Raw genomic sequence first — 24,269 nt, 5'->3', positions numbered from 1 at the left:
CAATACAATTACTCGCTTATTTTAAAACCTCGTTGCCGTTAACGATGGTTTTAGTGATTTTATAATCGCGGGTAAAGGCAGTCAGGTTGGCAACTTTGCCGACTTCAATACTCCCTAACTGCTTATCCACGCCAATGGCGCGGGCCGCATAAAGTGTCGCCATACGCAGTGTTTCATCCAGCGCGATACCAACATGTTCGACGCTATTTTGTACCGCTTCGATCATGGTCAGAGCTGAACCGCTTAAGGTGCCGTTTTCATCCACACATAAGCCATCGCGATAGTATATTGTTTTACCAGCAAAAATAAATTGATCAATTTCAGCGCCAGCCGGTGCGGTGGCATCTGTAACCAGTACCAGCTTGTCACCTTTGATGCGTTTGGCATTGCGGATATTGGCCCAGTCGACATGTAAGCCATCCGCGATTACGCCGGTATAGACTTCCGGTGTATCGAAAATTGCACCAATTAAACCTGGCTCGCGCCCTGAGATATACGGCATTGCATTATAAAGGTGCGTCGCGAAACGGATACCGGCGGCAAAGCCTTTGCGGGCTTGCGGGTAGGTGGCATTCGAGTGACCGGCAGAAACCAGAATGCCAGCCTCGGTCAATTGACGAATATATTTAGCGTCAACCATTTCCGGTGCCAGAGTGAGCTTGGTAATCACATCGGTATTGGCACACAGATAATCAATCATTTCAGCACTGGGCTTACGGATAAACGCCGGGTTATGGGTGCCTTTTTCTGTGGGCTGATATAAGGCCCTTCCAGATGCAGGCCGATAGCCTGATGCTGATTTTTTTGCAGATATGAGCGCATGACATCAACGCCGTGCTTCATATATTCATCACTGCAAGTAATCAGTGTCGGCAGGAAGCTGGTGCATCCTGACTTTTCATTCGCGCGCTGCATAATTTCCAGCGTTTTTTCGCTGATGGCTTCAAGTGAATCATTGAATTGCACACCACCGCAGCCATTCAACTGCACATCAATAAAACCGGGGGCCAGAATGGCACCACCCAAGTCGCGTACCTCAATGCCAGCCGGAAGTTCATCGGCAGGACAGATACGTTCGATCAATCCGTTAGCCACGATAACAGCATGATTATCCAGTACTTCATGGCTGGTATAAATACGACCGTGAGTTAAAGCGTACATCTTAGCCCCCTGATGACTATTACAGATCTTTGATGTTTTCGGCTTCCAATTCGTGGAAGTATTTTACGGTTTTAACCTTTAATTCCATTGTTGAAGGTTCATCACACACCATGATGGCTTTGGCATGTAGTTGCAGGCAACTGATGGTCCACATGTGGTTGATACTCCCTTCGACCGCCGCTTGCAAGGCTTGTGCTTTACCGTGGCCGGTCACCAAAATCATCACTTCTTCCGCATCCAGCAATGTCCCCACACCTACTGTAAGTGCATATTTCGGCACAAGGTTTGCATCACCACCAAAGAAACGTGAGTTCGCGATACGGGTTTCTTGCGTCAGGGTTTTGATACGAGTGCGGGAGGCCAAAGAGGACGCAGGTTCATTGAATGCGATATGGCCGTCAACGCCCACGCCACCCATGAACAGGTGAATTTTGCCGTAAGACTTAATTTTCTCTTCGTAACGGCGGCATTCGGCATCGATATCAGCGGCATTACCATTCAGCAGGTTGATGTTTTCAGCCGGAATATCAACATGATTAAAGAAGTTGCTGTGCATGAAGGTGTAATAGCTTTCCGGATGTTCTTTAGGCAGCCCGACATATTCATCCATGTTGAAGGTCACAACATTCTTGAAGCTAACTTCCCCGGCTTTATGCAGGGCAACCAGGTGCTTGTACGCCTCCATCGGTGTGCCGCCGGTTGGCAGGCCCAGTACAAACGGGCGTTCAGCCGTCGGTTTAAATGCATTGATGCGGTTAACAATATGTCTTGCGGCCCATTTACCAACTTCTGTGGTGTTTTTCAGTGGGATAAGTCTCATCTTGCACCTCTGTGATTGCGAATAGTGACTATACTCTACGCGGTTTGAGTCATTCAGCTAAGCGTAACTCAGATTTTGACTCATGCGTTGATACAATGCTTTGTTCATTTTTCGAATGATAAAATAAGTTTTGTATCATGGCTAGTGAATTGGTGCTTTTTCACTGTTTTTTGGTGACATTTATCACAAAATAGGGGGTTTTAATTTGCGTTACGAAATAATTTTTTTACACTCCATAATGAGCAATACACACAGTAAATAAATAAAAGTGAACCATGCGTTTTTCTAAAAGGTAGTGAGTCAATTAAATAAACTACTTAAAGGGTCCGATATCGGACGAATAGGGGGAAAAGTGAATATTCTTAGTTACTTGCAAAAAGTGGGTCGGGCGTTGATGGTCCCTGTGGCCACACTGCCGGCAGCCGCGATTTTGATGGGTGTCGGTTATTGGATCGACCCGGTAAGCTGGGGGGGTGATAATGCGCTCGCGGCATTATTCATCAAGTCCGGTGCGGCTATTATCGACAATATGTCTGTGCTGTTCGCCATTGGTGTGGCTTATGGTATGTCAAAAGACAAAGACGGTGCTGCGGCACTGACGGGCTTTGTCGGTTTCCTGGTATTGACCACGCTGTGCTCGCCAGCCGCGGTTTCGATGATTCAGAAGATCCCGGTTGATCAGGTTCCTGCTGCATTCGGCAAAATCAATAACCAGTTTGTGGGTATTCTGGTCGGTATCATCTCTGCTGAACTGTACAACCGTTTCAGTAGCGTTGAACTGCCAAAAGCACTCTCCTTCTTTAGTGGCCGCCGTCTGGTTCCGATTCTGACCTCCTTCCTGATGATCGCTGTTGCCTTCATTCTGATGTATGTCTGGCCGTTGATTTATAATGCGTTGGTGACTTTCGGTGAATATATCAAAGACATGGGGTCTGTGGGGGCTGGTATCTATGCCTTCTTCAACCGTTTACTGATCCCCGTCGGCTTGCATCACGCCCTGAACTCGGTGTTCTGGTTTGACGTTGCCGGCATTAACGATATTCCTAACTTCCTGGGTGGCCAACAGTCTATTGACGCCGGTAAAGCGGTGGTCGGTATCACGGGCCGTTATCAGGCAGGGTTCTTCCCTATTATGATGTTCGGTTTACCGGGTGCCGCGTTGGCGATTTACCACTGTGCACGTCCGGAAAACAAAGCGAAAGTGGCGGGTATCATGATGGCGGGGGCATTTGCTGCTTTCTTCACCGGTATCACCGAACCTCTTGAGTTCTCCTTCATGTTCGTGGCACCGGTGCTGTACTTTATCCACGCCGTGTTGACTGGGATTTCCGTGTTCATCGCCGCCAGTATGCATTGGATTGCCGGTTTTGGTTTCAGCGCCGGTCTGGTGGATATGGTGCTTTCTTCGCGCAATCCACTGGCAACTCACTGGTACATGCTGATCCCACAAGGTTTGGTGTTCTTCGCCATTTACTATGTGGTATTCCGTTTCACTATCAAGAAATTCAACTTACTGACTCCAGGCCGCGAACTGGCGGTAGAAGGCAGTGAGGAAGATGGTTATGACGTCAATGTTAATAACACTGCGGAAGTCAACGAAAGTGAAATTAATGGTCTGGCACGTCGTTATATCGGTGCTATCGGCGGCTCAGACAACCTGACTGGGATTGATGCTTGTATCACCCGTCTGCGTTTGAATGTGAAAGATTCTGCACTGGTGAATGATAGCGTGGCTAAACGCCTCGGTGCTTCAGGGGTTATTCGTCTGAACAAACAAAGTGTACAGGTGATTGTCGGGACGCGTGCGGAACTGATTGCCTCGGCAATGCGTGTAGTATTGGCCGGTGGGCCGGTTCCTGCAACAACCGGTAGCGCAGCACCTGCCGCCAAACCTCAGGCTGTGGTTAATACGGCTAACACCAGCAAGAGTGCCTCTTTGATACTGGTTTCACCGATTACCGGTGATGTTGTGGCATTGGATCAGGTGCCTGACGAAGCTTTTGCCAGCAAAGCCGTTGGTGAAGGTGTGGCTATTCGTCCTACCGATAAAACCGTGGTTTCTCCGGCCAGCGGCACTATCGTGAAAATCTTCAATACTGACCATGCGTTCTGCCTGGAAACTGAAACCGGTGCTGAAATCGTGGTTCATATCGGGATTGATACGGTGAAACTGAATGGTCAGGGCTTTACCCGTCTGGTTGAAGAGGGTGCCACCGTGGTTGCCGGTCAGCCGGTATTGGAGCTGGACTTGGCTTATCTGAATGCGAATGCACGTTCAATGATTAGCCCAGTTGTGGTCAGTAATATTGATGATTATGCCGGTATTTCAATATTGGCAGGCAGCTCTGTGGTTGCCGGTCAAAGCCCGTTGTTTGAGATTCAGGGTAAATAATCAGTTTAAGATTCTCAGTGAAAAAGTGCTGATGTACTGAGTCACTGGCCTGAGTTTTAATCAAAGTAGCGGGAGGAGAGCAATCTCTTCCCGTTTTTTTGTTTTGTTTACGGTAACAAACGGTTGTTTCCGGGCCGGGCTTGTTGGATTATACCTGTCATCCTTCAAGTTGCAGGTGTGTTGGCTGCGCTCATTACTCAGCCCATCCCTGGGCCTCGCCTCTGCGAGGCCGCTGCAAGCAGCGTTCAAATCTGCTCCAGACAGATTTGTCACCCGAATCACTTACTTATGTAAGCTCATCGGGATTTTCTCGTTTGCCGCCTTCCTGCATCTTGAAATCTATTAGGTAAATATGCGGTTATATTTGTTGCGTTTGCATTGAGGAAAAGAACAATGAGTGAGGCAGAAGCCCGCCCGAGTAATTTTATCCGTCAGATTATTGACGAAGATTTAGCCAGCGGCAAACATACATCGGTTCATACCCGCTTTCCGCCAGAGCCAAACGGCTATCTGCATATCGGCCATGCAAAATCTATTTGTCTGAATTTTGGCATTGCCCAAGACTATCAGGGCCAATGTAATCTGCGTTTTGATGACACCAACCCAGTGAAAGAAGATGTGGAGTTTGTTGAGTCAATTAAACACGACGTAGAGTGGCTAGGCTTCACCTGGAGCGGCGATATACGTTACTCCTCAGACTACTTCGATCAACTGTATCAGTACGCAGTAGAGCTGATTAACAAAGGCCTGGCGTATGTCGATGAGCTGAGTGCTGAACAGATGCGTGAATATCGCGGCACATTGACCGCACCGGGTAAAAACAGCCCATACCGCGACCGCAGCATTGAAGAGAATCTGGCACTGTTTGAAAAAATGCGTGACGGTGGCTTTGCGGAGGGTACAGCTTGCCTACGCGCTAAAATTGATATGGCATCACCATTTATCGTAATGCGTGATCCTGTGCTATATCGTATTAAATTCGCTGAGCATCATCAGTCAGGTAACAAGTGGTGCATCTATCCGATGTATGACTTCACCCACTGCATTTCCGATGCGATTGAAGGGATCACCCATTCACTTTGCACGCTGGAGTTCCAGGACAACCGCCGTCTGTATGATTGGGTGCTGGATAATATTTCCATTGAATGTCATCCGCGTCAGTATGAGTTCTCTCGCCTGAATCTCGAATACACCATCATGTCTAAGCGCAAGCTGAACCAACTGGTGACCGAGAAGGTGGTAGAGGGCTGGGATGACCCACGTATGCCGACTATCTCTGGCTTGCGTCGCCGTGGCTACACCGCTGGCTCTATCCGTGAATTCTGCCGTCGTATCGGTGTGACCAAGCAGGATAACAACGTTGAAATGATGTCGCTGGAATCTTGTATCCGTGACGATTTAAACGAAAATGCGCCGCGGGCGATGGCGGTGCTTGACCCTATCAAAGTGGTTATCGAAAACCGGGTTGCTGGGGAAGAGTGGCTCACCATGCCAAATCACCCAAATAACCCAGATATGGGTACCCGTCAGGTGCCGTTTGATAGTGAAATTTATATCGATCGTGCTGATTTCCGTGAAGAAGCTAATAAGCAATATAAGCGTCTGGTGCTGGGTAAAGAAGTGCGCCTGCGTAATGCTTATGTCATCAAAGCCGAGCGTGTTGAGAAAGACGCCGAAGGTAATGTTACGACACTTTATTGCAGCTTTGATGCAGAAACACTCAACAAAGATCCTGCCGATGGCCGTAAAGTGAAAGGCGTTATTCACTGGGTTTCAGTGGCTCATGCACTGCCTGCGGAAATTCGTTTATATGATCGCCTGTTTAGTGTGCCAAACCCGGCGGCGGCGGATGACTTCTTATCGACGATTAACCCGGAATCTTTAGTTATCCGTCAGGGCTTTGTTGAGCCGAGCCTGGCAAATGCGAACCCAGAAAAAACCTACCAGTTTGAACGTGAAGGTTATTTCTGCGCTGACAGCCACTATTCACGCCCAGATGCTTTAGTGTTTAACCGCACTGTAGGCTTGCGTGACACCTGGGCGGCTAAAGCGGCAAACTAAGCTTTAACGTATCAAATAACCCTAAAAGGCGTGGCTTAGTCCACGCCTTTTTTACCCCCTAAAAACGTGAAATAGTTTATTTTACTAAACTCTAATGAGCATTTCCTTTTCCATTACTCTCGGCATTACCTCATGGTCAATCACGGCCTATTAACCTCTTTCTTCCCCGCCAGGTGACTCACTGTAAGTCTTTCTTAAACATTCGCTTTGCAAATTAACTGAATAAAAAACCTTCATCTTAATAAAAAAATCACATTTTATTGTGCGAGCTGAAACCATTCAATTATGTCAATGAGAGACTATTTTTGCCAAAAAAAGGATGCTATGCATTGTTTTTTAAGCTTTTGTGAACTTGGTAATATTTTTCACAATTATGTGCTCATTGTCATACTTTGAAAAGTTAGCTTTATTTTTGATTGATAATTCGCGTCGCGAAAAATAGTCTGTATTACAGCAACACATCAGCACGAGTTTGTTTTATTGAAAATTGTTTTGTCGAAATTGTTTTTTTGAAAACTAATTGCTAACGGAAATTTCTTCCGGGCAAGAAATTTTACCTATTTAGGTTTTTTTTGAGGCGGCACCTGTGAGCTGTGGTGGACACAGAGGGCGCACTTTAAATGTGATGTCAAAGAGGATTTTTTTCTTATGGTTACGCACGATGTAAAACGTAAAACATTAGCGCTCGCCGTCGTGGGCGCATTGTTAGGAACGGGGTTCATGGCAGCCCCAGAAGCCAAGGCTGAAGGTTTTATTGATGATTCGTCGCTGACCGGCGGTATTTACTATTGGCAGCGTCAGCGTGACCGTAAGGATTTAACGCCGGGAAGTGCTGAATATGGTAAATACGTTGCCAACCTACATCACTCCACATTTAACGCCAATCTGGATTTCTCGTCGGGTTATGCGGCAGACATCTTTGGTATCGATCTGGCTGCGTTTGGCGCGGTTGAAATGAGCAACAGTGGCCCTGCTGCTCCGAACGAAATTGGTTTCAGTGATGCCAAAACCCGTTGGGACGAAAAGTGGACTGGTGATAAGAGCGGTGTCAGTGTTTATAAAGCGGCTGCCAAATTTAAGTTAGGCGATTTTTGGGCGCGTGGGGGTTATATCCAACCGACTGGCCAGACCTTGCTGGCTCCGCACTGGAGCTTTATGCCAGGGACCTATCGTGGTGCGGAAGGCGGCGCGAAATTTGATTTTGATACGGCGGGCGCACTGTCCATGTCTTACATGTGGACTGATGAATATAAAGCACCGTGGTATCAGAACATGTACAACTTCCGTCAGGCTGATGGTTTGACCGGTGTCAGTTACTTGCACTCAATCGGTGCTAAATACGACTTCAAAAACAAACTGGTGATGGAAGCGGCATTCGGTCAGGCTAAAGATTATATGGACCAATACTTTGCGAAAGCCTCTTATGCTTTCCCGGTTGCGGGCAATGATCTGCGGACTTCTTACCAATTCTACGGTGCTAAAGATAAAGTGGATGGCGGTGCCAGTAATATCAATGATGTTTATGACGGTTTGGCATGGTTGCAGGCACTGACACTGGGTTACACCACCGGGCCATTCGATCTGCGTCTGGAAGGAACCTGGGCTAAAGCCGACGGTAATCAAGGCTACTTCCTGCAACGTATGACACCGGGCTATGCTTCATCTAATGGTCGCCTGGATGTTTGGTGGGATTCCCGTTCTGATTTTAACGCCAACGGCGAAAAAGCGCTGTTCGGTGGCGTGATGTATGACTTGAAAAACTGGAATCTGGCAGGGTGGGCGGTTGGAACCTCTTATGCTTATGGCTGGGATGCGAAACCAAGCACCAATCCGAAGTTTGACCAGAATACCCGTTTGAAAGAATCCGCATGGAACTTTGACGTCCTCTACACCCTGCAAGAAGGCCGTGCGAAAGGCACGCTGTTCAAACTGCACTACACCATGTACGACAACCACACCAATATCCCAAGCTATGGCGGTGGTTTCGGTAACGTATTCCAGGATGAAAAAGACGTTAAATTCATCGTGATTGCGCCATTTACCATCTTCTGATCCTGATAAACCCACTCTGGCAGTGATGCTGGGGATTATGGAGTGCCTGCCATGAAGAAAACGCTTTTTATTATTGCTGCGGTGTTGGGATTAAGTGCCTGTGCACCACAACAGCCTGTTCAGTCGGAAGATAGCCAACTCAAGCAAGCCTACAGCGCCTGTATGACGGCCAGCGAAGGTCAACCGGAAAGGCTGATCCCTTGCAAAGCGGTGTTGAATGTCTTGAAACAAGAAAAAGCACATCAAGCCTTTACTGACAAAGAAACGGTACGGGTATTGGATTACCAACGTTGCATTGATGCGGCTCATACTGGCAATGGCCAGGCTTATAACGAGCAATGTGGCAAGCTGTGGCAGGAAATTCGCAGCAATAACTCAGCCGCCAGCAGTACGAGTCGCAGTAATTAAACTATAAGTAATTAGGGCAATAGCCAATAACCATTACGGACGAGGTTAGTGATGAACAAATTTAGATTAAATGCGTTGGCGGCGATAACCGCGACTTTTGGTTTGATGGGATATGCACAAGCGGATGCCACCCATCAGCAGACTGTTGACCAGCTCAGTGCATTAAACGTTAACTATAAACTGTTAGATAACCGCGCTGCTGAAAATGGTGTGGATTGTGCCAAGCTGGGGGCTGATTGGGCATCTTGTAATAAGTTAGTTATTACTCTGACCAATACGGGAGATGAAATCAAAGGCCAGGATTGGGCTATTTACTTCCACAGCATCCGCCAAATCCTGACGGTAGATAACAGCCAGTTTAAAATTACTCACCTAACCGGTGATCTGCATAAGATTGAACCCACGGCCAAATTTACGGGTTTCCCTGCCAATCAGGCCGTTGAAATCCCCATCACCGGTGAGTACTGGCAGTTGTTTGACACTGATTTTATGCCACGCTGGTACGCGACTTCTGGCGATGCCAAGCCAAAAATCCTGAAAAATACCGATACTGAAGATATTAGTGAATATCTGACACCGTTTACTGACTCGCAGTGGAAGCGCACCAAAGACGACAATAACGTGCTGATGACGCCAGAATCACGTTTTATCAAAAATGAAACGGTAAAAACGTTATCGGCGGCTAACTTGCGTGGGCAAATCATCCCGACGCCAATGGATGTTAAGGTTTATCAACAAGATATCGATTTGAGTAACGGTGTGGCACTGGATCTGAACGCGTTACCCAAACCGGCTGCTAAGGCGGTACAGCAGCGCTTTGAGTTACTCGGGCTGAAGATGAACGCGACGGGTTACCCAATAAAAACAGGGGTTCAACCCACCGCTTTTAAAGGTGATTTAGCGGTTTCTGGTGCTTATGAGCTGAATATTGGCGAGCAAGGCGCACAGGTGATTGGTTTTGATCCAACCGGCGTATTCTATGGTCTGCAATCCATCCTTTCTCTGGTTCCGACGGACGGCAGTAAGAACATTGCTACTCTTGAGGCGAAAGATGCACCACGCTTTGAATACCGTGGTGTTTTCCTCGATGTGGGCCGTAACTTCAAAACCAAAGATGCAGTGCTGCGCCTGCTTGATCAGATGGCAGCTTATAAGCTGAACAAATTCCACTTCCATCTGAGTGATGATGAAGGCTGGCGTATTGAAATTCCAGGCTTGCCGGAACTGACGGATGTCGGTGGTAAGCGTTGTCATGACTTGACTGAAACCACCTGTCTGTTGCCACAACTGGGTTCTGGCCCGGATAGCAATAATCTGGGCAGTGGTCATTTTACCCGTGACGATTATATTGAGATCTTGCAATACGCTAAGGCGCGCCAGATTGATGTCATTCCTGAGATTGATATGCCAGCACATGCCCGTGCAGCGGTGGTTTCGATGGAAGCGCGCTACAACAATCTGATGAAGCAGGGTAAGGAAAAAGAAGCCAACGAATTCCGCTTGGTTGACCCGACGGATGACTCTAATACTACCTCGGTGCAGTTCTATGAGCGCAAAAGCTATCTGAATCCATGTCTGGACTCGTCCAAACGCTTTGTCGATAAAGTGATTGGCGAAATGGCTCAGATGCATAAAGACGCGGGAATGCCGCTGACCACCTGGCACTTTGGCGGTGATGAAGCGAAAAACATTCGTCTGGGGGCGGGGTTCCAGGACAAAGGTGGCCCAATCGAACCAGGTAAGGGCATTATCGATAAGAGTGTTGAAGATAAGCCGTGGGCCAAGTCTCAGGTCTGTCAGGACATGGTTAAGCAAGGCAAGATTCAGGATGTTGAGCACCTTTCCAGCTACTTCGCTATTGAAGTCAGCAAGATGGTCAATGCTCACGGTATCGAGAAGATGCAAGCCTGGCAGGATGGTTTGAAAGACGCGAAAGATGCCAAAGCGTTTGCGACCAAACGTGTTGGCGTCAACTTCTGGGATACCCTCTACTGGGGCGGGGCTGATTCTATCAATGATTGGGCCAATAAAGGCTATGAAGTTGTAGCTTCCAATCCAGATTATGTCTATTTCGATATGCCATATGAAGTTAATCCGAATGAACGCGGCTACTACTGGGCAACGCGCTTCACTGATGAGGCTAAGGTCTTTAGTTTCGCTCCCAATAACATGCCGCAAAACGCTGAAACCTCCGTGGATCGCGACGGCAATCACTTTAGCGCGAAGAGCGATAAAGCGTGGCCGGGTGTACAGGGTATCTCTGGTCAGTCATGGAATGAAACCGTCCGTACTGATGAGCAGATGGAATACATGATCTTCCCACGGGTGTTGCCATTGGCTGAGCGTGCCTGGCATCGCGCATCATGGGAGCAGACCTATCAAGCGGGTCGCGAGTATAAAGGTGGCGAAACACACTGGGTTGATACCAAAGCATTGGACAGTGACTGGCAGCGTTTTGCCAACATCATGGGCCAGCGCGAACTGGCAAAACTGGATAAAGCGGGTGTGTCATATCGCTTGCCGGTTCCGGGAGCGCGGATTGTTACCGGGCTGTTGGAAGCCAATATCTCTCTGCCTGGCTTGATTATCGAGTATTCAACTGATGGTGGTAAGCAGTGGCAGAAGTATGATGTCAACGCGCAGCCTAAGGTCAGTGGTGAGGTGTTGATCCGCTCGACCAGCCCGGATGGCAAACGCAGTAGCCGCGTTGAACCGGTTAAAGTTTGATGCTTTGTAAGTGCTGTGTCTGATGTACCCCCTGTTTGATTTATTTGTAGCTCAACGAATTGTCGATTAAATGAAGTTGAGTTGATAGCTTTCCCCCGGCGAGTCCGGGGTTTTTTTTGCGTTAAATTTATGCAGGCCGCAAGGTCTATACCCAAAGTCATTGCAGGTAGGCCGCCAGCGAATAACAAATTGGTTATAAACTATTTTGAGCAGCACTTGCGCTGGTTCATAGGATGAATGAGAGTAACTAAGGGATAAGGGTATAAATAAGAATGACCACCTGACTCCCCACCGAGCTAATCTCGGGTTACATGCGGGAAAGGCGGCCATATTGCGGGTTGTATATTTCAGCAGTGCTTAAAAATCTTTATAAGTTAACGCGATAAAACAGCATTATCTTTTGTCGTGAGCTGACTCATTTTCACGGCAATCACCGGATTCACAGTGGCCGTACAGATACAGACTGTGATTGGTCAGTTTGATACCGTGTTGTTTAGCAATTTCACGTTGCAGCGATTCAATCGATTCATTGCTAAATTCGATCACTTTGCCGCAATCCAGACAGATAAGGTGATCATGGTGATGTTGTTGCGTCAGCTCAAAGACTGATTTGCCGCCTTCGAAGTTATGGCGGGTAACAATACCGGCATCATCAAACTGATTCAGCACACGGTAAACCGTTGCCAAACCAATCTCTTCTCCGATATCGATCAGCTTTTTATAAAGATCTTCCGCGCTGACGTGATGGCACGCTGGGTTTTGCAACACTTCCAGAATTTTGAGCCGGGGCAGTGTTACTTTAAGGCCTGCGTTTTTTAAGGCTTTGTTGTTGTCAGTCATGCGGATTCAGTCCTATTACTATCGATTCAAATTAAGGCTGTTCAGCCTATGACATCCGTGGCGCAATATTCTCAATTGCGTCTCATTATAGAACTGCTAGCCCCAAATGAAAACCGTGGTTGTTAACAAAGTTATAATTGCACACTTTGTAAGATTAATCATGCAGTGTGTTGAGGAATGGGGATAACACATCATTCAAGTGTACAGTGGCTACAAATAAAGTTACAAATTTGTAGCCGTTTATTTTCATTTTACACCGATGATGGTGCGGATTTGTGGGCCGCTTAACAAAGCAAATTTACCCGGCAGACATAGCCACACATGTTTGGTGGGCTATTCAGGGCGAAAGAGGTTATTTTACGCGAAGCAAGCGTGCTTAAAAAAGGGCGGAAACGCCTGATTGTATATAAAAGACACCATCACAGCGTTTCCGATATACCAAATTAACCGACGATCTCGGCCAAATTCAGTTCTTCACTGATCTGTTTTACCCAAGCGTGAACACGTTCATTGGTCAACTCTGGCTGACGGTCTTCATCGATTGCCAGACCAATAAAGTGGTCGTCATCAGCCAGGCCTTTAGAGGCTTCAAAATGGTAGCCTGCGGTTGGCCAGTGACCGACGATAGCAGCGCCACGCGGTTCGATGATATCGCGCACTGTGCCCATCGCATCACAGAAATACTCGGCGTAATCTTCCTGATCACCGCAACCGAACAATGCAACCAGCTTGCCGTTGAAATCGATCTCTTCCAGGGTTGGGAAGAAATCATCCCAGTCACACTGCGCTTCACCGTAATACCAGGTTGGAATACCGATCAGCAGAATATCGAAGCCTTCTAAATCTTCTTTACTGCTTTTGGCAATGTCATGAACCTCAGCAACCTCTTTGCCCAGTTGCTTTTGGATCATCTTGGCAATGTTTTCAGTATTGCCAGTATCGCTGCCAAAGAAAATGCCTACAGTTGCCATATAACTTAATACCTTTTAAATTCAAATGGTTATGCTGATTTTTGCGCGTTATGCCCAATAATATAGCACATTTCGATAGGGCAACATAATGCCAGAAAACAGCATCAGGCTGATATCAAGTTTATGCGATATTAAATTTTCGCGAGTCACTCAACCTTACAACGCCGTTGCCGATAACCGTTGTGTAGCCGAATGGTTGCAATTTGCGGTGCCAGGGGAAATTCGTCAGATGAAAGTCTGCCGGTAAAGGAGCTATCGTTAGCTGTATGGACGTACTTTACTGCTTTTCGGTCATCAAATAACACCAGAGTCTCTAACGGCAATCATCCGTTATATAAGGGGAACGCACATGCAGTTTTTAAAAAATATTAGCATCAGGGTGGCTTTACTTTGGGTTCTTGGCATATTTTGCCTGCTCTGGGGCGGCGTATCAGCTTATACATTGCTATCACTGAATCAATTAACACAATCATCCAATGCGAACAGTGTATTGGTAGAAAACATGAATTTGGTGAATCAGGGAACCGATCAGTATTTCCGTATGGTGACACGGCTTGCCCGCTCAGTGGATTATCGCCAAAGCGGTAATATCGCGGATGCAGACAAAGAACTGAAATCATCGAATGTCGCCCTGGAGAATTTGAAAAAAAAACTGGCAGAGTTTAAAGCTGTCGACCATGCACAAATTGATCCTGTACTAGTCACTGGGGTTATTGATGGATGGAGCGGATTAATTGAACAGGGTGTTACCCCGCTTTATCAGGCCGCGATGGATAACAATAGTGCCGCGTATCAAGAATTGGCCAAGAAAACCGTGCCTGCCTTGAGCCGCCAATATGGTTCCGTGGCAGAAAGCTTTAATCAGTCGGCATCAAAAGCTATCGGGGTGGCTAAAGAACAATTCTCACATCTGACAAAAGTGAGTAGCGTCACGCTTATCTCTGCTTTGGTTGCTGGCTTGTTGATTTTATTAGCGACGGATCGTTATCTGGTGGCGAACCTGGTGCGCCCGTTGGATGAGATCCGCGAGCATTTCCGGGTGATTGCTTCCGGTCAGCTTGGTCAGCCTATCGCCGATTTTGGTCGAAACTGTGTTGGGCGGTTATTTCCGCTTTTGCGCGATGTACAAACCAGTCTGGTGAACACGGTTCAGACGATTCGTAGCAGTACCGACGGTATTTATCACGGTGCCGCTGAGATTTCAGCCGGTAATACTGATTTGTCATCCCGCACCGAACAGCAAGCGGCGGCATTGGAAGAGACGGCAGCGAGTATGGAGCAGCTCACCGCGACCGTAAAACACAATGCGGATAACGCACATCATGCCAGCCAACTTGCGGCGAGTGCCTCTGCGACGGCGAAAAAGGGCGGGTTGCTGGTGGCGGATGTGGTTAACACCATGAATGAGATTTCTGCCAGTTCACGAAAAATAGCTGACATAACTACTGTCATTAACAGCATTGCTTTTCAAACTAACATTCTGGCGCTGAATGCGGCAGTGGAGGCGGCAAGGGCGGGCGAGCAGGGCCGTGGCTTTGCGGTGGTAGCCAGTGAAGTGCGTAACCTGGCCCAACGCAGCGCGCAAGCGGCGAAGGAGATTGATGGCTTGATCAATGAGTCGGTCAACCGTGTTAGCAGTGGCTCGGCGTTGGTGGAAAGTGCGGGTATTACGATGGATGAAATTGTCCGTTCGATTACCAATGTAACTGATTTAATGGGGGAAATAGCCTCGGCTTCTGATGAGCAAAGTAAAGGTATCAGTCAGGTCGGGCAGGCGGTGGCTGAAATGGACAGCGTGACGCAGCAAAACGCTGCGCTGGTACAGGAGGCTTCGCGCGCAGCCGCCTCATTGGAAGAACAGGCAACACAATTGAATCGGGCGGTGGCGGTATTCAAATTACACCTGGATGACGAGCGGGTTAAACCGGCGGTGAAGCCTCGGGCGCATCCCACAGCGATGGCACCTGTCACTAAGGTAGACAACAACGCCAATTGGGAAACTTTCTAAGCAACGCTGAGGATATTGGCGTGGCGTAATGACTTACGCCACGCCGTCGTGGTAACCGGTAGGGTTAAAACCCTTCATGAGAGTGATCATGCGCTAATTGAGCCAGTAACATCTGTTCAATTAGCTCACTACGGCTGATGTTACGCAGCTCTGCAAGACTATTGAGAGCATCGACTGCATCGGCATTAATCTTCAGTTCCACGCGTCGTAAGCCACGGACTTTATCGCGTTGCAGTTGATTTCGCTTATTAATTCTAAGCTGTTCATCACGGGATAATGGGTTTGTTTTCGGTCGCCCCGGACGGCGTTCATCTGCGAACAGATCCAGCGTCGTGCGATCCGTTTGTTCTTTTGCCATAGGTAGCGTTACTACAAGGGATTTACATCAGAAAGCGTAACGGAGCCTTGTCTGACGATTCGGTTAACACGTATCAGGTTGAGAGCATAGATAGAGCGCATTTAATAACCTATATATCGCAGCCTGAATTTGCATTTGCACCGGTTATAGCCTGAGAACAGCGACCATACACCGCGGCAAAATTATAGCGCGCCATAATACCCCAGCCAAGCGAGCAACGACAATGCTTTACTGTGATTAGATTGGGCTAATTCATTCTTTTTTGCACAATTTTTCCACAGGAAATACATTTCTTTTCCCCAGGGTATGATTTTTAATCAACATCCGGGTGCGCAACATTATTCTGCATCGATAAAGCGGTGGATGGCCCGTAACACCGAGTCCGGTTTTTCTGCATGTACCCAATGGCCGGTTCCTGCCACCACATGCGCTTTAGCTTGCGGGAACTGACGAGCAATATCATCACGATAGCTGTCTTGAACATAGGGGGATAATTCGCCGCGAATAAACAAAATGGGGTGGGGCCATGCAGGTACTGGTTGCCAACCAACAATATTCTCATATTGATCCCATAGCGCAGGCACATTAAAGCGCCATTCGCCGCCTTGAAATGATTTCAGTAAGAACTGGATAACGCCTTCTTCTTTTATAAACTCACGCATCAGTTGAGCGGCTTCCTGACGTTGAGTTACCCCTGCTGCGTTGACCGCATTCAGCGCGGCAAAAATCTGATCATGACGGCGTACCGGATAATTGACTGGGGCGATATCGATGGCAACCAATTTCTCAATTCTATTCGGAGCCAGTGCGGTCATCGCCATTGCGACTTTTCCACCCATCGAGTGACCGATAATTATAGCCTTTTCTATTTCAAGCTGATCCAGCAATTCCAATACATCTTGCGCCATTTCCGGGTAATTCACTTGTGGCGAGCGAGGCGATAAACCGTGGTCGCGCAAATCAACCTGAATCACATTATGGTCTTTGTGGAGGTCGCGTGCCAAAACCCCCAGGTTATCAAGATTACCAAATAACCCGTGGATCAGGATGATGGGCAGGGCGGGCGTGGGAGAAAGTGCATTTTGTAAGCGGAAGTTTAATTTCATGGCGAAGTTCATACTGAGAGATATTGTGGTTAGGGTATCATGACTGAGCTTAGGTGTGCTGCTATACGATTATTCGCCTTATCATCAAGTTCATGTGGATTATTGCATCATTGTAGGCAAGGGCGGGGGATTTATCCCGATAAGCCATGATAAAGGTACTCGTCAGCGCGCTTTGACTTTATAATCCTTCGATATGCATAAGAAAGTAGAAACCGTACTGGATAAAGATGAAAACTATTGAACTCGACGAAGAACTTTATCGCTATATTGCCAGCCATACGCAACACATTGGTGAGAGTGCGTCCGACATTTTACGGCGTATGTTGAAGTTTACCCCAGGCCAGATGGCAGCCAACGTGCCTGCCAGTAATACTACGGTAGTAAAAGTCGCTACCGCTCCCGTGCCGAAGGATAGGGTTCGTGCGGTACGTGAATTACTGCTGTCCGATGAATATGCGGAGCAAAGCAGGTCAGTTAACCGCTTTATGTTGGTGCTATCAACACTGTACTCGCTGGATGCGCAGGCATTTACTGAGGCGACCGAATCATTACATGGCCGCACCCGGGTCTATTTTGCCGGTGATCAGCAAACACTATTGCAAAACGGGACACACACCAAACCTAAGCATGTGGCAGGTACGCCATACTGGGTTATCACCAATACCAATACCGAGCGTAAACGCAGCATGGTGCAACATATTATGCTGGCGATGCAGTTCCCGCCGGATTTGACTGACAAAGTGTGCGGGACTATTTGATCTACAGGAATGTCTGATTTCATTGAAACTATCTTTCCCGCTGGGCACAGAGCTGTCCTGCTATGAAAGTGAAAGCCTATAGGGAGTAGTGACTGTGGCCAATCATCCTCGAGCCGGGCAACCTGCTCAGCAAAGTGATTTGATTAATGTTGCCCAATTGACGTCGCAATATTATGTATTGCAACCCGATGCTGAAACCCCGGCCCATGCGGTCAAATTTGGTACCTCTGGGCACCGTGGCAGTTCAGCGCGCCACAGTTTCAATGAGGCACATATTCTGGCTATCGCGCAGGCGATCGCCGAAGTTCGTCACCAACACGGCATTACCGGCCCGTGTTATGTGGGTAAAGATACCCATGCCTTATCTGAACCGGCCTTTATCTCGGTGCTGGAAGTACTGACGGCGAACGGCGTGGATGTGGTGGTGCAGCAAGATAATGGTTTCACCCCGACACCGGCTATTTCTCATGCCATCCTTTGCTATAACGCGCAGGGTAAAGCTCTGGCTGACGGCATTGTCATCACGCCGTCGCACAACCCGCCAGAAGACGGTGGTATCAAATATAATCCACCGAATGGCGGCCCGGCTGACACCCATTTAACCTCGGTAATAGAAAAGCATGCTAATCAATTACTCAGTTTGAAATTAGACGGCGTTAAACGGCAAACACTGGATAAAGCCTGGCGTGGTAACCATCTGCGTGAGCAAGACTTGATTCAGCCCTACGTAGAAGGCCTGGTGGATGTAGTGGATATCCCGGCCATTCAAGCCGCCGGTTTGAAGTTAGGTGTCGATCCTCTCGGGGGTTCTGGTATTGCTTACTGGCAACGCATTGGCGAGCATTATAAATTGGATCTGACGCTGGTTAATGATTTCGTCGATCAGACATTCCGCTTTATGCATCTCGATCATGATGGCGTGATCCGCATGGATTGCTCGTCAGAATCAGCGATGGCAGGCTTGTTGGCGCTGCGTGATAAGTTTGATTTAGCCTTTGCCAATGATCCGGACTACGATCGCCACGGTATCGTCACGCCAGCGGGTTTGATGAATCCGAATCATTATCTTGCGGTAGCCATCAATTACCTGTTCCAGCATCGTCCGCAATGGGGAACTGATGTCGCAGTAGGTAAAACACTGGTTTCCAGTGCGATGATTGACCGCGTGGTGGCTGATTTAGGCCGTAAGCTGGTGGAAGTGCCGGTTGGCTTCAAGTGGTTTGTCGGCGGTCTGCACGATGGCAGTTTTGGTTTTGGCGGTGAAGAGAGCGCGGGGGCATCTTTCCTGCGCTTTAACGGCAAGCCGTGGTCTACGGATAAAGATGGCATCATTATGTGCCTACTGGCGGCGGAAATTACGGCGGTGACGGGCAGAAATCCACAGCAGCACTACGATGATTTAGCCAAGCGCTTTGGCGCACCAAGCTATAACCGTATTCAGGCTCCGGCAACGCAAGCACAGAAAAATGCGCTGTCTAAGCTGTCGCCAGAAATGGTGCAGGCCAGCACGCTGGCGGGTGACCCCATTACTGCGCGTTTAACGGCGGCTCCGGGTAATGGTGCCTCCATTGGCGGCCTGAAAGTGATGACGGCTAACGGCTGGTTTGCCGCCCGCCCATCAGGTACCGAAGAGGCTTATAAAATCTACTGTGAAAGCTTCCTGGGGGCAGAACATCGCGAAAAGATAGAACAGGAAGCGGTCGATATTGTCAGTGACGTTCTGGCGGGCGCTAAATAACAGCCTTAAGAATATCGGGCCAGAATCAGGTGACAGACTGCTAGTCGTTTGATTCTGGTATTCGCAGTGCCAAGGCGCTCATTTTGTGCCGTTAAGCATCTATCACCCTAACGCTACCAGTAATGCTCCGGCGGTAATCAGTGCGACACCGGCTCCTGCCACAAGTGAAATCTTTTCACCAAACAGAATAACGGCCAGAATCACCGCAAAAACCACACTGAGTTTGTCAATGGGGGCCACTTGCGAGACATTGCCATGCTTGATAGCCATAAAGTAGAACAACCAGGACAACGCACCCGCCACACCACTTAGCACGATAAACAAGAGCGCTTTTTTATCTGCCAATATTGTGCCAACCAGATTAAATTTACCCTGCACGACAACCACTCCGACTAAAAATAGTGCCATCACAACAGCGCGAACCGCAGTGGCGGTATTGGCATCCAAATGCTGTAAGCCGATTTTACCGAAGATTGCGACCAGGGAGGCGGTGAGGGCAGACAGCAGGGCGTAAATTAACCAAGTGCTCATGAATAATAAGACCTATTAGCAATTTAAAAACAAGATGCTACGCCGCTGAACGCTATTTTCCTAGTCTCAAGGTGAAATTTGATGGCGCACAATCTGTTATGGCATAAAGCGATAGCCGACGCCGGTTTCAGTCAGCAGGTGTTTAGGGCGAGTGGGGTCTGTTTCTAATTTCTGGCGTAAATGCCCCATATAAATGCGCAGATAGTGGCTGTGCTCGACATAATTTGGCCCCCAGACCTGACTCAAAAGCTGGCGTTGGGTAATCACTTTACCTGCATTAGCCAAGAGTGCTGAAAGTAGCCGAAATTCAATCGGTGTCAGATGCAGGTCAACATCCGCGCGGGTAACTTGACGGTTAATCAAATCGACACTGATATCGGAAAAATCGACCCGTGGGCTTTCCAGGCTACCACCACTGTGGCGGCGTAAAGCCACTCGTACTCGCGCCAGCAATTCACTGATACCAAAGGGCTTGCTCAGATAGTCATCGGCACCGGCATCCAACGCCGCCACTTTGTCTTCTTCACTGTTACGGGCCGATAGCACAATAATGGGGATCGCGCTCCACTGGCGCAGGTCTTGAATGTATGTCAGCCCATCGCCGTCCGGTAATCCCAAATCCAGAATGATCAGATCCGGTTTACGGGTACCTGCTTCAATTAAACCCCGTTGCAGAGTATCACTCTCAAATACCCGCCAACCCTCACTCTCCAGCGCAATACGAACAAAGCGGCGGATCTCTTTTTCATCTTCTACGATCAGGATGTTAGTCGGGGATATAGTCATTTCTCCTCTTACCCGTCATACTTCGAGCTGCTTGTGCGTTGGCTGCTTTCGTTACTCGGCCCGTCCATGAGCCTCGCCTCTGTGAGGCCGCTGCAAGCCGCGTTCAAATCTGCTCCTGGCAGATTTGTCACCCCACTTACTTACTTATGTAAGCTCCCAGGGACTTACTCAGTTGCCGCCTTCCTGCAACTCGAATTATTTAGGGTATATCACTTTTCAGTATCCATGTTTTCACCATCAATATCCGGCGCTTTCTCTAGTGGTAGTGTAAAGCGGAAACTCGCACCACCATCTTGGCTCTTTTCAACCCAGATACGCCCACCGTGTACATCAATAATGGCACGACAAATGGCTAAACCCAAGCCCACTCCCGGAATTGCTGACTCTTTGTTACCACGAGAGAATTTGTCAAAAATCAGATTCTCTTGCCCAGCGGTGACTCCGGGGCCATTATCCCACACTTCTACATTTAGCCACTCCCCTTGCACAATGGCCCGAATACCCAGTGAGGCGGTATTTCCCGCATATTTATGGGCATTTTCCAGCAAGTTGATAAACACCCGCTCCAGCAAACTGCCATCGCAATTGATTAGCACTATTTCGTCGGGTAATTCGACCTTAATCTGATGATAACTTAAGGTGGTTTCCAGCATGTGCAGCGCGCTGCCAACGATCTCTTCGAGCGATTGCCACTCTTTGCGCAGATTAAAACCACCGGACTGAATACGTGCCATATCGAGCAGGTTATTCACCAATCGAGTGGTACTTAATACCTGTTGGCGAATTTGGTTGGCTTGCGGAGCATGACGCGAACCTTCTGCTGCCAGATCCAGTGTCAGGATTTCTGCCTGACCGAACAGCACCGTTAGCGGAGTACGTAAATCGTGGGAAAGCGCTGCCAGTAGCGAGTTACGCAATTGCTCCCGCTCGGCATCCAGTTTGGCCAGTTCGGCACTGCGCGCCAAATGCAGCCTTTCCAAGGCGTTGGCAATCAGGCTGGTAAAGGTTTGCAACAAACGTTGCTGCTCCGGCACCATTAATTGGCGCAAGTTGGCCGGCTCTATCGCCAGTACACCAAAGGTCTGTTTGGAGGCACTCAATGGCAGTAATTGATAGGGGACGCCGGGTAGAGTATCGGTGCCCGCACCGGCAGGTGTGCCCTTATCAAAACTCCAGCGGGCAATAGCTTCATCCACTGACAATATGCCCCCTTCATCGGTGGCAATTTGTTGTAAACTGCCATCCTCTTGCGGCAACAGCAGGCCGGTTTTAGCCTGAAAACTGCTGGAAAGAAAATGGCGGCTGGTTTTAGCAATATCCTCTGGGGTGAGCGCGCGGCTCAAACCTCGTGACATTTCATACAGATGCCTGGCCCGTTGCTCTCGATATCGGGCAATTCGTGCCTGATAACGCACGCCTGCCGTCAGATTACCCACCACAATACCGACAATCAGCATTACGCCGAAAGTCACCAGATATTGTACGTCGGTGACCGCTAACGACCAGTGTGGTTGGACAAAAAACAGGTCGAAACTGGCGACATTAATCACCGCTGCTAATACCGATGGCCAGCGGCCAAAGAACAGGGCAATAATCACCACTCCGAGCAAATAAACCATCACCAGGTTTGCCTGATCGAAACCGGGCATTAACCATTGTGATAATAAGGTTATCAAAGCGCACAGGCCGATGGCGGCCGCACAGCCGCGTAGCTGCATACGCCACTTTTCAGTGAAAGTGCGCGAATCATTCTCTTTCACCACGTTGGTCGGGTTATCACCTTCCAGCGCGATAATTACCAAATCGAGATCCGGCCCTAACTTGCCCAAGCGGTCAGCAAAACTACCGCGCAGTTTCCAGCGTTGCTCGGCACGGCGGCCAATAATGATTTTGCCCAGATTGTGTTCACGGGCATAACGCAGCACCGCTCGCTCTTCACTAGGTTCTGATAACGTTGCTGTTTCCGCTCCTAACTCCTGCGCCAGTTTCAGTGTGCGTAAGATAGCGCGCCGCTTGGCTTCAGGCAGCCCATGCAGCCGTGGGGTTTCCACATAAACCGCATGCCAAATACAGCCTAAACGGGCGGCCAGACGGGCGGCGGTACGAACCAGTTTTTCGTTACCGTTATTGTGGCCGATACACAGCAGAATGGCATCGCGTGTATGCCAGACACGTTCACGCCCTTGGTTGTCACGAAAAGCCCGCATCTGGTCATCAACCCGATCGGCAGTACGGCGCAGTGCCAGCTCGCGCAGGGCAATGAGATTCCCTTTACGGAAGAAATGTTCGATGGCACGTTCAGCCTGGCCAGAGATGTAGACTTTGCCTTCGCTCAGACGCTGGCGCAGGTCATCGGGAGGTAAATCGACCAATACCACTTCTGTGGCCTCATCGAACATATGATCGGGCACCGTTTCTCGTACCCGAATCCCGGTGACGCCACCGACCACATCATTGAGGCTTTCCAAATGTTGCACATTGACGGTCGTTAGCACGTCAATGCCGGCATCCAATAGCTCTTCGACGTCCTGCCAGCGTTTGGGATGGCGCGAGCCGTGGGCGTTGCTGTGGGCCAGTTCATCCATCAGGATCAGCGCCGGACGGCGAGCCAGCGCGGCATCTAAATCAAACTCACGTACCTGACGGTTGCGGTGGTGGATGCGTTTTAGAGGTAGAACTGCCAGCCCTTCCAGTAACGCCGCGGTTTCACTGCGTCCGTGAGTTTCCACCACGCCAGCCAGCACATCTAACCCCTGCGCACGTAAACGCTGAGCTTCTTGCAGCATGGCGTAGGTTTTGCCCACTCCCGCACAGGCCCCAAAGAAGACTTTCAGTCGCCCGCGCGGCTTTTCATTCGCCACCGCGAGCAGGCTGTCGGGGTCCGGACGGGTTGGTTCTGCTTCCACCATCATATTTCCTTATTATTTCATCGGGTTGGCGGGTACTTTGACCTGGCTTTTGGCATCCAGCGCCATATTCAGATTCAGCACATTGACGACGGATTCACCGAAGAAATTAGGTGTCGCTTTTTGTACATTATCATCAATCAATTGCTTAACCTCAGACAACGGCATCTGGCGTACCGTTGCTATGCGCGGTGCCTGATAGTAAGCCGCTTCCAGCGAAATCTGTGGATCTAAACCACTACCAGAAGCGGTGACTAAATCAACCGGAACCGGGCCGGTTTGGGTGGGATTGGCCTGATGCAGGGCTTTAACACGTTCACTAATGGCTTGATCCAGTGCCGGGTTACTGATAGCCAGATTGCTGCCGCCAGAAGCCATTGGATTATAAGGCATATCCGCCGTTACCGACGGGCGACCAGCAAAATAACCCGGTTGGGTAAAGTTCTGACCCAGCAATGAGGAGCCAACCACCTCATCACCCAGCATCACCAATGAACCGCTAGCTTGATGTGAGAACATCAATTTTGCCAAACCGGTAGTCAGCAGAGGATAAGCTATCCCGGTAATCAGTGTCAGTAATATCAGTAAAACCAGTGAAGGTCGCAGGTATGACATTTTATTTGCCTCTTAAATAACGCTTAAACCG

General features: G+C 48.8%; 17 protein-coding genes and 1 pseudogene. 8 read left to right on the top strand and 10 right to left on the bottom strand.

Features of this window, described 5'->3' with window-relative positions; genetic code table 11:
• Nucleotides 1–16: 16 nt before the first annotated feature.
• Nucleotides 17–1,161: pseudogene (gene nagA, locus YALDO0001_RS05610) on the bottom strand (N-acetylglucosamine-6-phosphate deacetylase).
• Between the two features lie 19 nt (nucleotides 1,162–1,180).
• The gene (gene nagB / locus YALDO0001_RS05605) at nucleotides 1,181–1,981 is read right to left on the bottom strand and encodes a glucosamine-6-phosphate deaminase (RefSeq protein WP_004700761.1); all 801 of its coding nucleotides are present in this window, start codon (nucleotides 1,979–1,981) and stop codon (nucleotides 1,181–1,183) included.
• A 352-nt stretch (nucleotides 1,982–2,333) separates the two neighbouring features.
• Between nagB and nagE the strand changes: the two genes are divergently transcribed.
• The 5 genes from nagE to YALDO0001_RS05580 all read left to right on the top strand — a co-directional run bounded on the left by nagE (nucleotide 2,334) and on the right by YALDO0001_RS05580 (nucleotide 11,621).
• A complete protein-coding gene (gene nagE / locus YALDO0001_RS05600) occupies nucleotides 2,334–4,373 on the top strand; it encodes an N-acetylglucosamine-specific PTS transporter subunit IIBC (RefSeq protein ID WP_042548189.1) in 2,040 nt (679 codons plus the stop codon).
• A gap of 393 nt (nucleotides 4,374–4,766) precedes the next feature.
• Nucleotides 4,767–6,434 carry a glutamine--tRNA ligase gene (gene glnS, locus YALDO0001_RS05595; protein ID WP_004700756.1) on the top strand — a complete coding sequence of 556 codons (1,668 nt, stop codon included), beginning with the start codon at nucleotides 4,767–4,769 and terminating at the stop codon, nucleotides 6,432–6,434.
• A gap of 648 nt (nucleotides 6,435–7,082) precedes the next feature.
• Nucleotides 7,083–8,486, top strand: a complete 1,404-nt coding sequence (gene chiP / locus YALDO0001_RS05590) for a chitoporin ChiP (protein WP_004700754.1) — start codon at nucleotides 7,083–7,085, stop codon at nucleotides 8,484–8,486.
• Nucleotides 8,487–8,537: 51 nt separating this feature from the next.
• Nucleotides 8,538–8,894, top strand: coding sequence for a ChiQ/YbfN family lipoprotein (gene chiQ, locus YALDO0001_RS05585; RefSeq protein ID WP_042839467.1), 357 nt, complete (start codon nucleotides 8,538–8,540; stop codon nucleotides 8,892–8,894).
• Nucleotides 8,895–8,945: 51 nt separating this feature from the next.
• The gene (locus tag YALDO0001_RS05580; protein WP_042839466.1) at nucleotides 8,946–11,621 is read left to right on the top strand and encodes a beta-N-acetylhexosaminidase; all 2,676 of its coding nucleotides are present in this window, start codon (nucleotides 8,946–8,948) and stop codon (nucleotides 11,619–11,621) included.
• 393 nt (nucleotides 11,622–12,014) lie between these two features.
• Here the strand turns inward: YALDO0001_RS05580 and fur are convergent, their stop codons facing one another.
• Nucleotides 12,015–12,461 carry a ferric iron uptake transcriptional regulator gene (gene fur / locus YALDO0001_RS05575; protein ID WP_004700748.1) on the bottom strand — a complete coding sequence of 149 codons (447 nt, stop codon included), beginning with the start codon at nucleotides 12,459–12,461 and terminating at the stop codon, nucleotides 12,015–12,017.
• A gap of 443 nt (nucleotides 12,462–12,904) precedes the next feature.
• Nucleotides 12,905–13,432, bottom strand: a complete 528-nt coding sequence (gene fldA / locus YALDO0001_RS05570) for a flavodoxin FldA (RefSeq protein WP_004700746.1) — start codon at nucleotides 13,430–13,432, stop codon at nucleotides 12,905–12,907.
• A 349-nt stretch (nucleotides 13,433–13,781) separates the two neighbouring features.
• Between fldA and YALDO0001_RS05565 the strand changes: the two genes are divergently transcribed.
• Nucleotides 13,782–15,440: a methyl-accepting chemotaxis protein gene (locus tag YALDO0001_RS05565; RefSeq protein WP_004700741.1), complete on the top strand. Its 1,659-nt coding sequence runs from the start codon at nucleotides 13,782–13,784 to the stop codon at nucleotides 15,438–15,440.
• Between the two features lie 64 nt (nucleotides 15,441–15,504).
• Here YALDO0001_RS05565 and ybfE read toward each other — a convergent pair whose 3' ends face one another.
• Together ybfE and ybfF are read right to left on the bottom strand one after the other, a co-directional pair.
• On the bottom strand, nucleotides 15,505–15,798 hold the full coding sequence (gene ybfE / locus YALDO0001_RS05560) for a LexA regulated protein (RefSeq protein WP_004700739.1): 294 nt from the start codon (nucleotides 15,796–15,798) through the stop codon (nucleotides 15,505–15,507).
• 338 nt (nucleotides 15,799–16,136) lie between these two features.
• Nucleotides 16,137–16,904 carry an esterase gene (gene ybfF / locus YALDO0001_RS05555; RefSeq protein ID WP_042839465.1) on the bottom strand — a complete coding sequence of 256 codons (768 nt, stop codon included), beginning with the start codon at nucleotides 16,902–16,904 and terminating at the stop codon, nucleotides 16,137–16,139.
• Between the two features lie 227 nt (nucleotides 16,905–17,131).
• Here ybfF and seqA point away from each other — a divergent pair, with 227 nt between their 5' ends.
• Entirely contained in the window at nucleotides 17,132–17,662 is a 531-nt protein-coding gene (gene seqA, locus YALDO0001_RS05550) for a replication initiation negative regulator SeqA (RefSeq protein WP_004700732.1), read from the top strand.
• 94 nt (nucleotides 17,663–17,756) lie between these two features.
• Nucleotides 17,757–19,400 carry a phosphoglucomutase (alpha-D-glucose-1,6-bisphosphate-dependent) gene (pgm, locus tag YALDO0001_RS05545; RefSeq protein ID WP_004700730.1) on the top strand — a complete coding sequence of 548 codons (1,644 nt, stop codon included), beginning with the start codon at nucleotides 17,757–17,759 and terminating at the stop codon, nucleotides 19,398–19,400.
• Nucleotides 19,401–19,502: 102 nt separating this feature from the next.
• Here the strand turns inward: pgm and YALDO0001_RS05540 are convergent, their stop codons facing one another.
• From YALDO0001_RS05540 to kdpC, 4 genes are all read right to left on the bottom strand, one after another.
• Nucleotides 19,503–19,931 (bottom strand): EamA family transporter, encoded by a 429-nt coding sequence (locus YALDO0001_RS05540; RefSeq protein ID WP_004700728.1) that lies wholly within the window; start codon nucleotides 19,929–19,931, stop codon nucleotides 19,503–19,505.
• A gap of 96 nt (nucleotides 19,932–20,027) precedes the next feature.
• The gene (kdpE, locus tag YALDO0001_RS05535; protein ID WP_004700727.1) at nucleotides 20,028–20,717 is read right to left on the bottom strand and encodes a two-component system response regulator KdpE; all 690 of its coding nucleotides are present in this window, start codon (nucleotides 20,715–20,717) and stop codon (nucleotides 20,028–20,030) included.
• 209 nt (nucleotides 20,718–20,926) lie between these two features.
• Entirely contained in the window at nucleotides 20,927–23,626 is a 2,700-nt protein-coding gene (gene kdpD / locus YALDO0001_RS05530; RefSeq protein ID WP_042839464.1) for a two-component system sensor histidine kinase KdpD, read from the bottom strand.
• A 12-nt stretch (nucleotides 23,627–23,638) separates the two neighbouring features.
• Nucleotides 23,639–24,238 carry a potassium-transporting ATPase subunit KdpC gene (gene kdpC, locus YALDO0001_RS05525; RefSeq protein ID WP_004700723.1) on the bottom strand — a complete coding sequence of 200 codons (600 nt, stop codon included), beginning with the start codon at nucleotides 24,236–24,238 and terminating at the stop codon, nucleotides 23,639–23,641.
• Nucleotides 24,239–24,269: the final 31 nt, after the last annotated feature.

This window comes from Yersinia aldovae ATCC 35236 (assembly GCF_000173735.1).
Lineage (GTDB): Bacteria > Pseudomonadota > Gammaproteobacteria > Enterobacterales > Enterobacteriaceae > Yersinia > Yersinia aldovae.
This window is presented reverse-complemented; position numbering and strand designations above follow the sequence as displayed.

Excerpts from the sequence above, each read along its gene's own strand:
- kdpC (WP_004700723.1), bottom strand. The coding sequence starts at position 24,238 with ATGTCATACCTGCGACCTTCACTGGTTTTACTGATATTACTGACACTG.
- YALDO0001_RS05565 (WP_004700741.1), top strand. The coding sequence starts at position 13,782 with ATGCAGTTTTTAAAAAATATTAGCATCAGGGTGGCTTTACTTTGGGTT.
- fur (WP_004700748.1), bottom strand. The coding sequence starts at position 12,461 with ATGACTGACAACAACAAAGCCTTAAAAAACGCAGGCCTTAAAGTAACA.
- seqA (WP_004700732.1), top strand. The coding sequence starts at position 17,132 with ATGAAAACTATTGAACTCGACGAAGAACTTTATCGCTATATTGCCAGC.
- chiQ (WP_042839467.1), top strand. The coding sequence starts at position 8,538 with ATGAAGAAAACGCTTTTTATTATTGCTGCGGTGTTGGGATTAAGTGCC.
- glnS (WP_004700756.1), top strand. The coding sequence starts at position 4,767 with ATGAGTGAGGCAGAAGCCCGCCCGAGTAATTTTATCCGTCAGATTATT.
- ybfF (WP_042839465.1), bottom strand. The coding sequence starts at position 16,904 with ATGAAATTAAACTTCCGCTTACAAAATGCACTTTCTCCCACGCCCGCC.
- ybfE (WP_004700739.1), bottom strand. The coding sequence starts at position 15,798 with ATGGCAAAAGAACAAACGGATCGCACGACGCTGGATCTGTTCGCAGAT.
- YALDO0001_RS05580 (WP_042839466.1), top strand. The coding sequence starts at position 8,946 with ATGAACAAATTTAGATTAAATGCGTTGGCGGCGATAACCGCGACTTTT.
- chiP (WP_004700754.1), top strand. The coding sequence starts at position 7,083 with ATGGTTACGCACGATGTAAAACGTAAAACATTAGCGCTCGCCGTCGTG.
- nagB (WP_004700761.1), bottom strand. The coding sequence starts at position 1,981 with ATGAGACTTATCCCACTGAAAAACACCACAGAAGTTGGTAAATGGGCC.
- kdpE (WP_004700727.1), bottom strand. The coding sequence starts at position 20,717 with ATGACTATATCCCCGACTAACATCCTGATCGTAGAAGATGAAAAAGAG.
- kdpD (WP_042839464.1), bottom strand. The coding sequence starts at position 23,626 with ATGGTGGAAGCAGAACCAACCCGTCCGGACCCCGACAGCCTGCTCGCG.
- YALDO0001_RS05540 (WP_004700728.1), bottom strand. The coding sequence starts at position 19,931 with ATGAGCACTTGGTTAATTTACGCCCTGCTGTCTGCCCTCACCGCCTCC.
- fldA (WP_004700746.1), bottom strand. The coding sequence starts at position 13,432 with ATGGCAACTGTAGGCATTTTCTTTGGCAGCGATACTGGCAATACTGAA.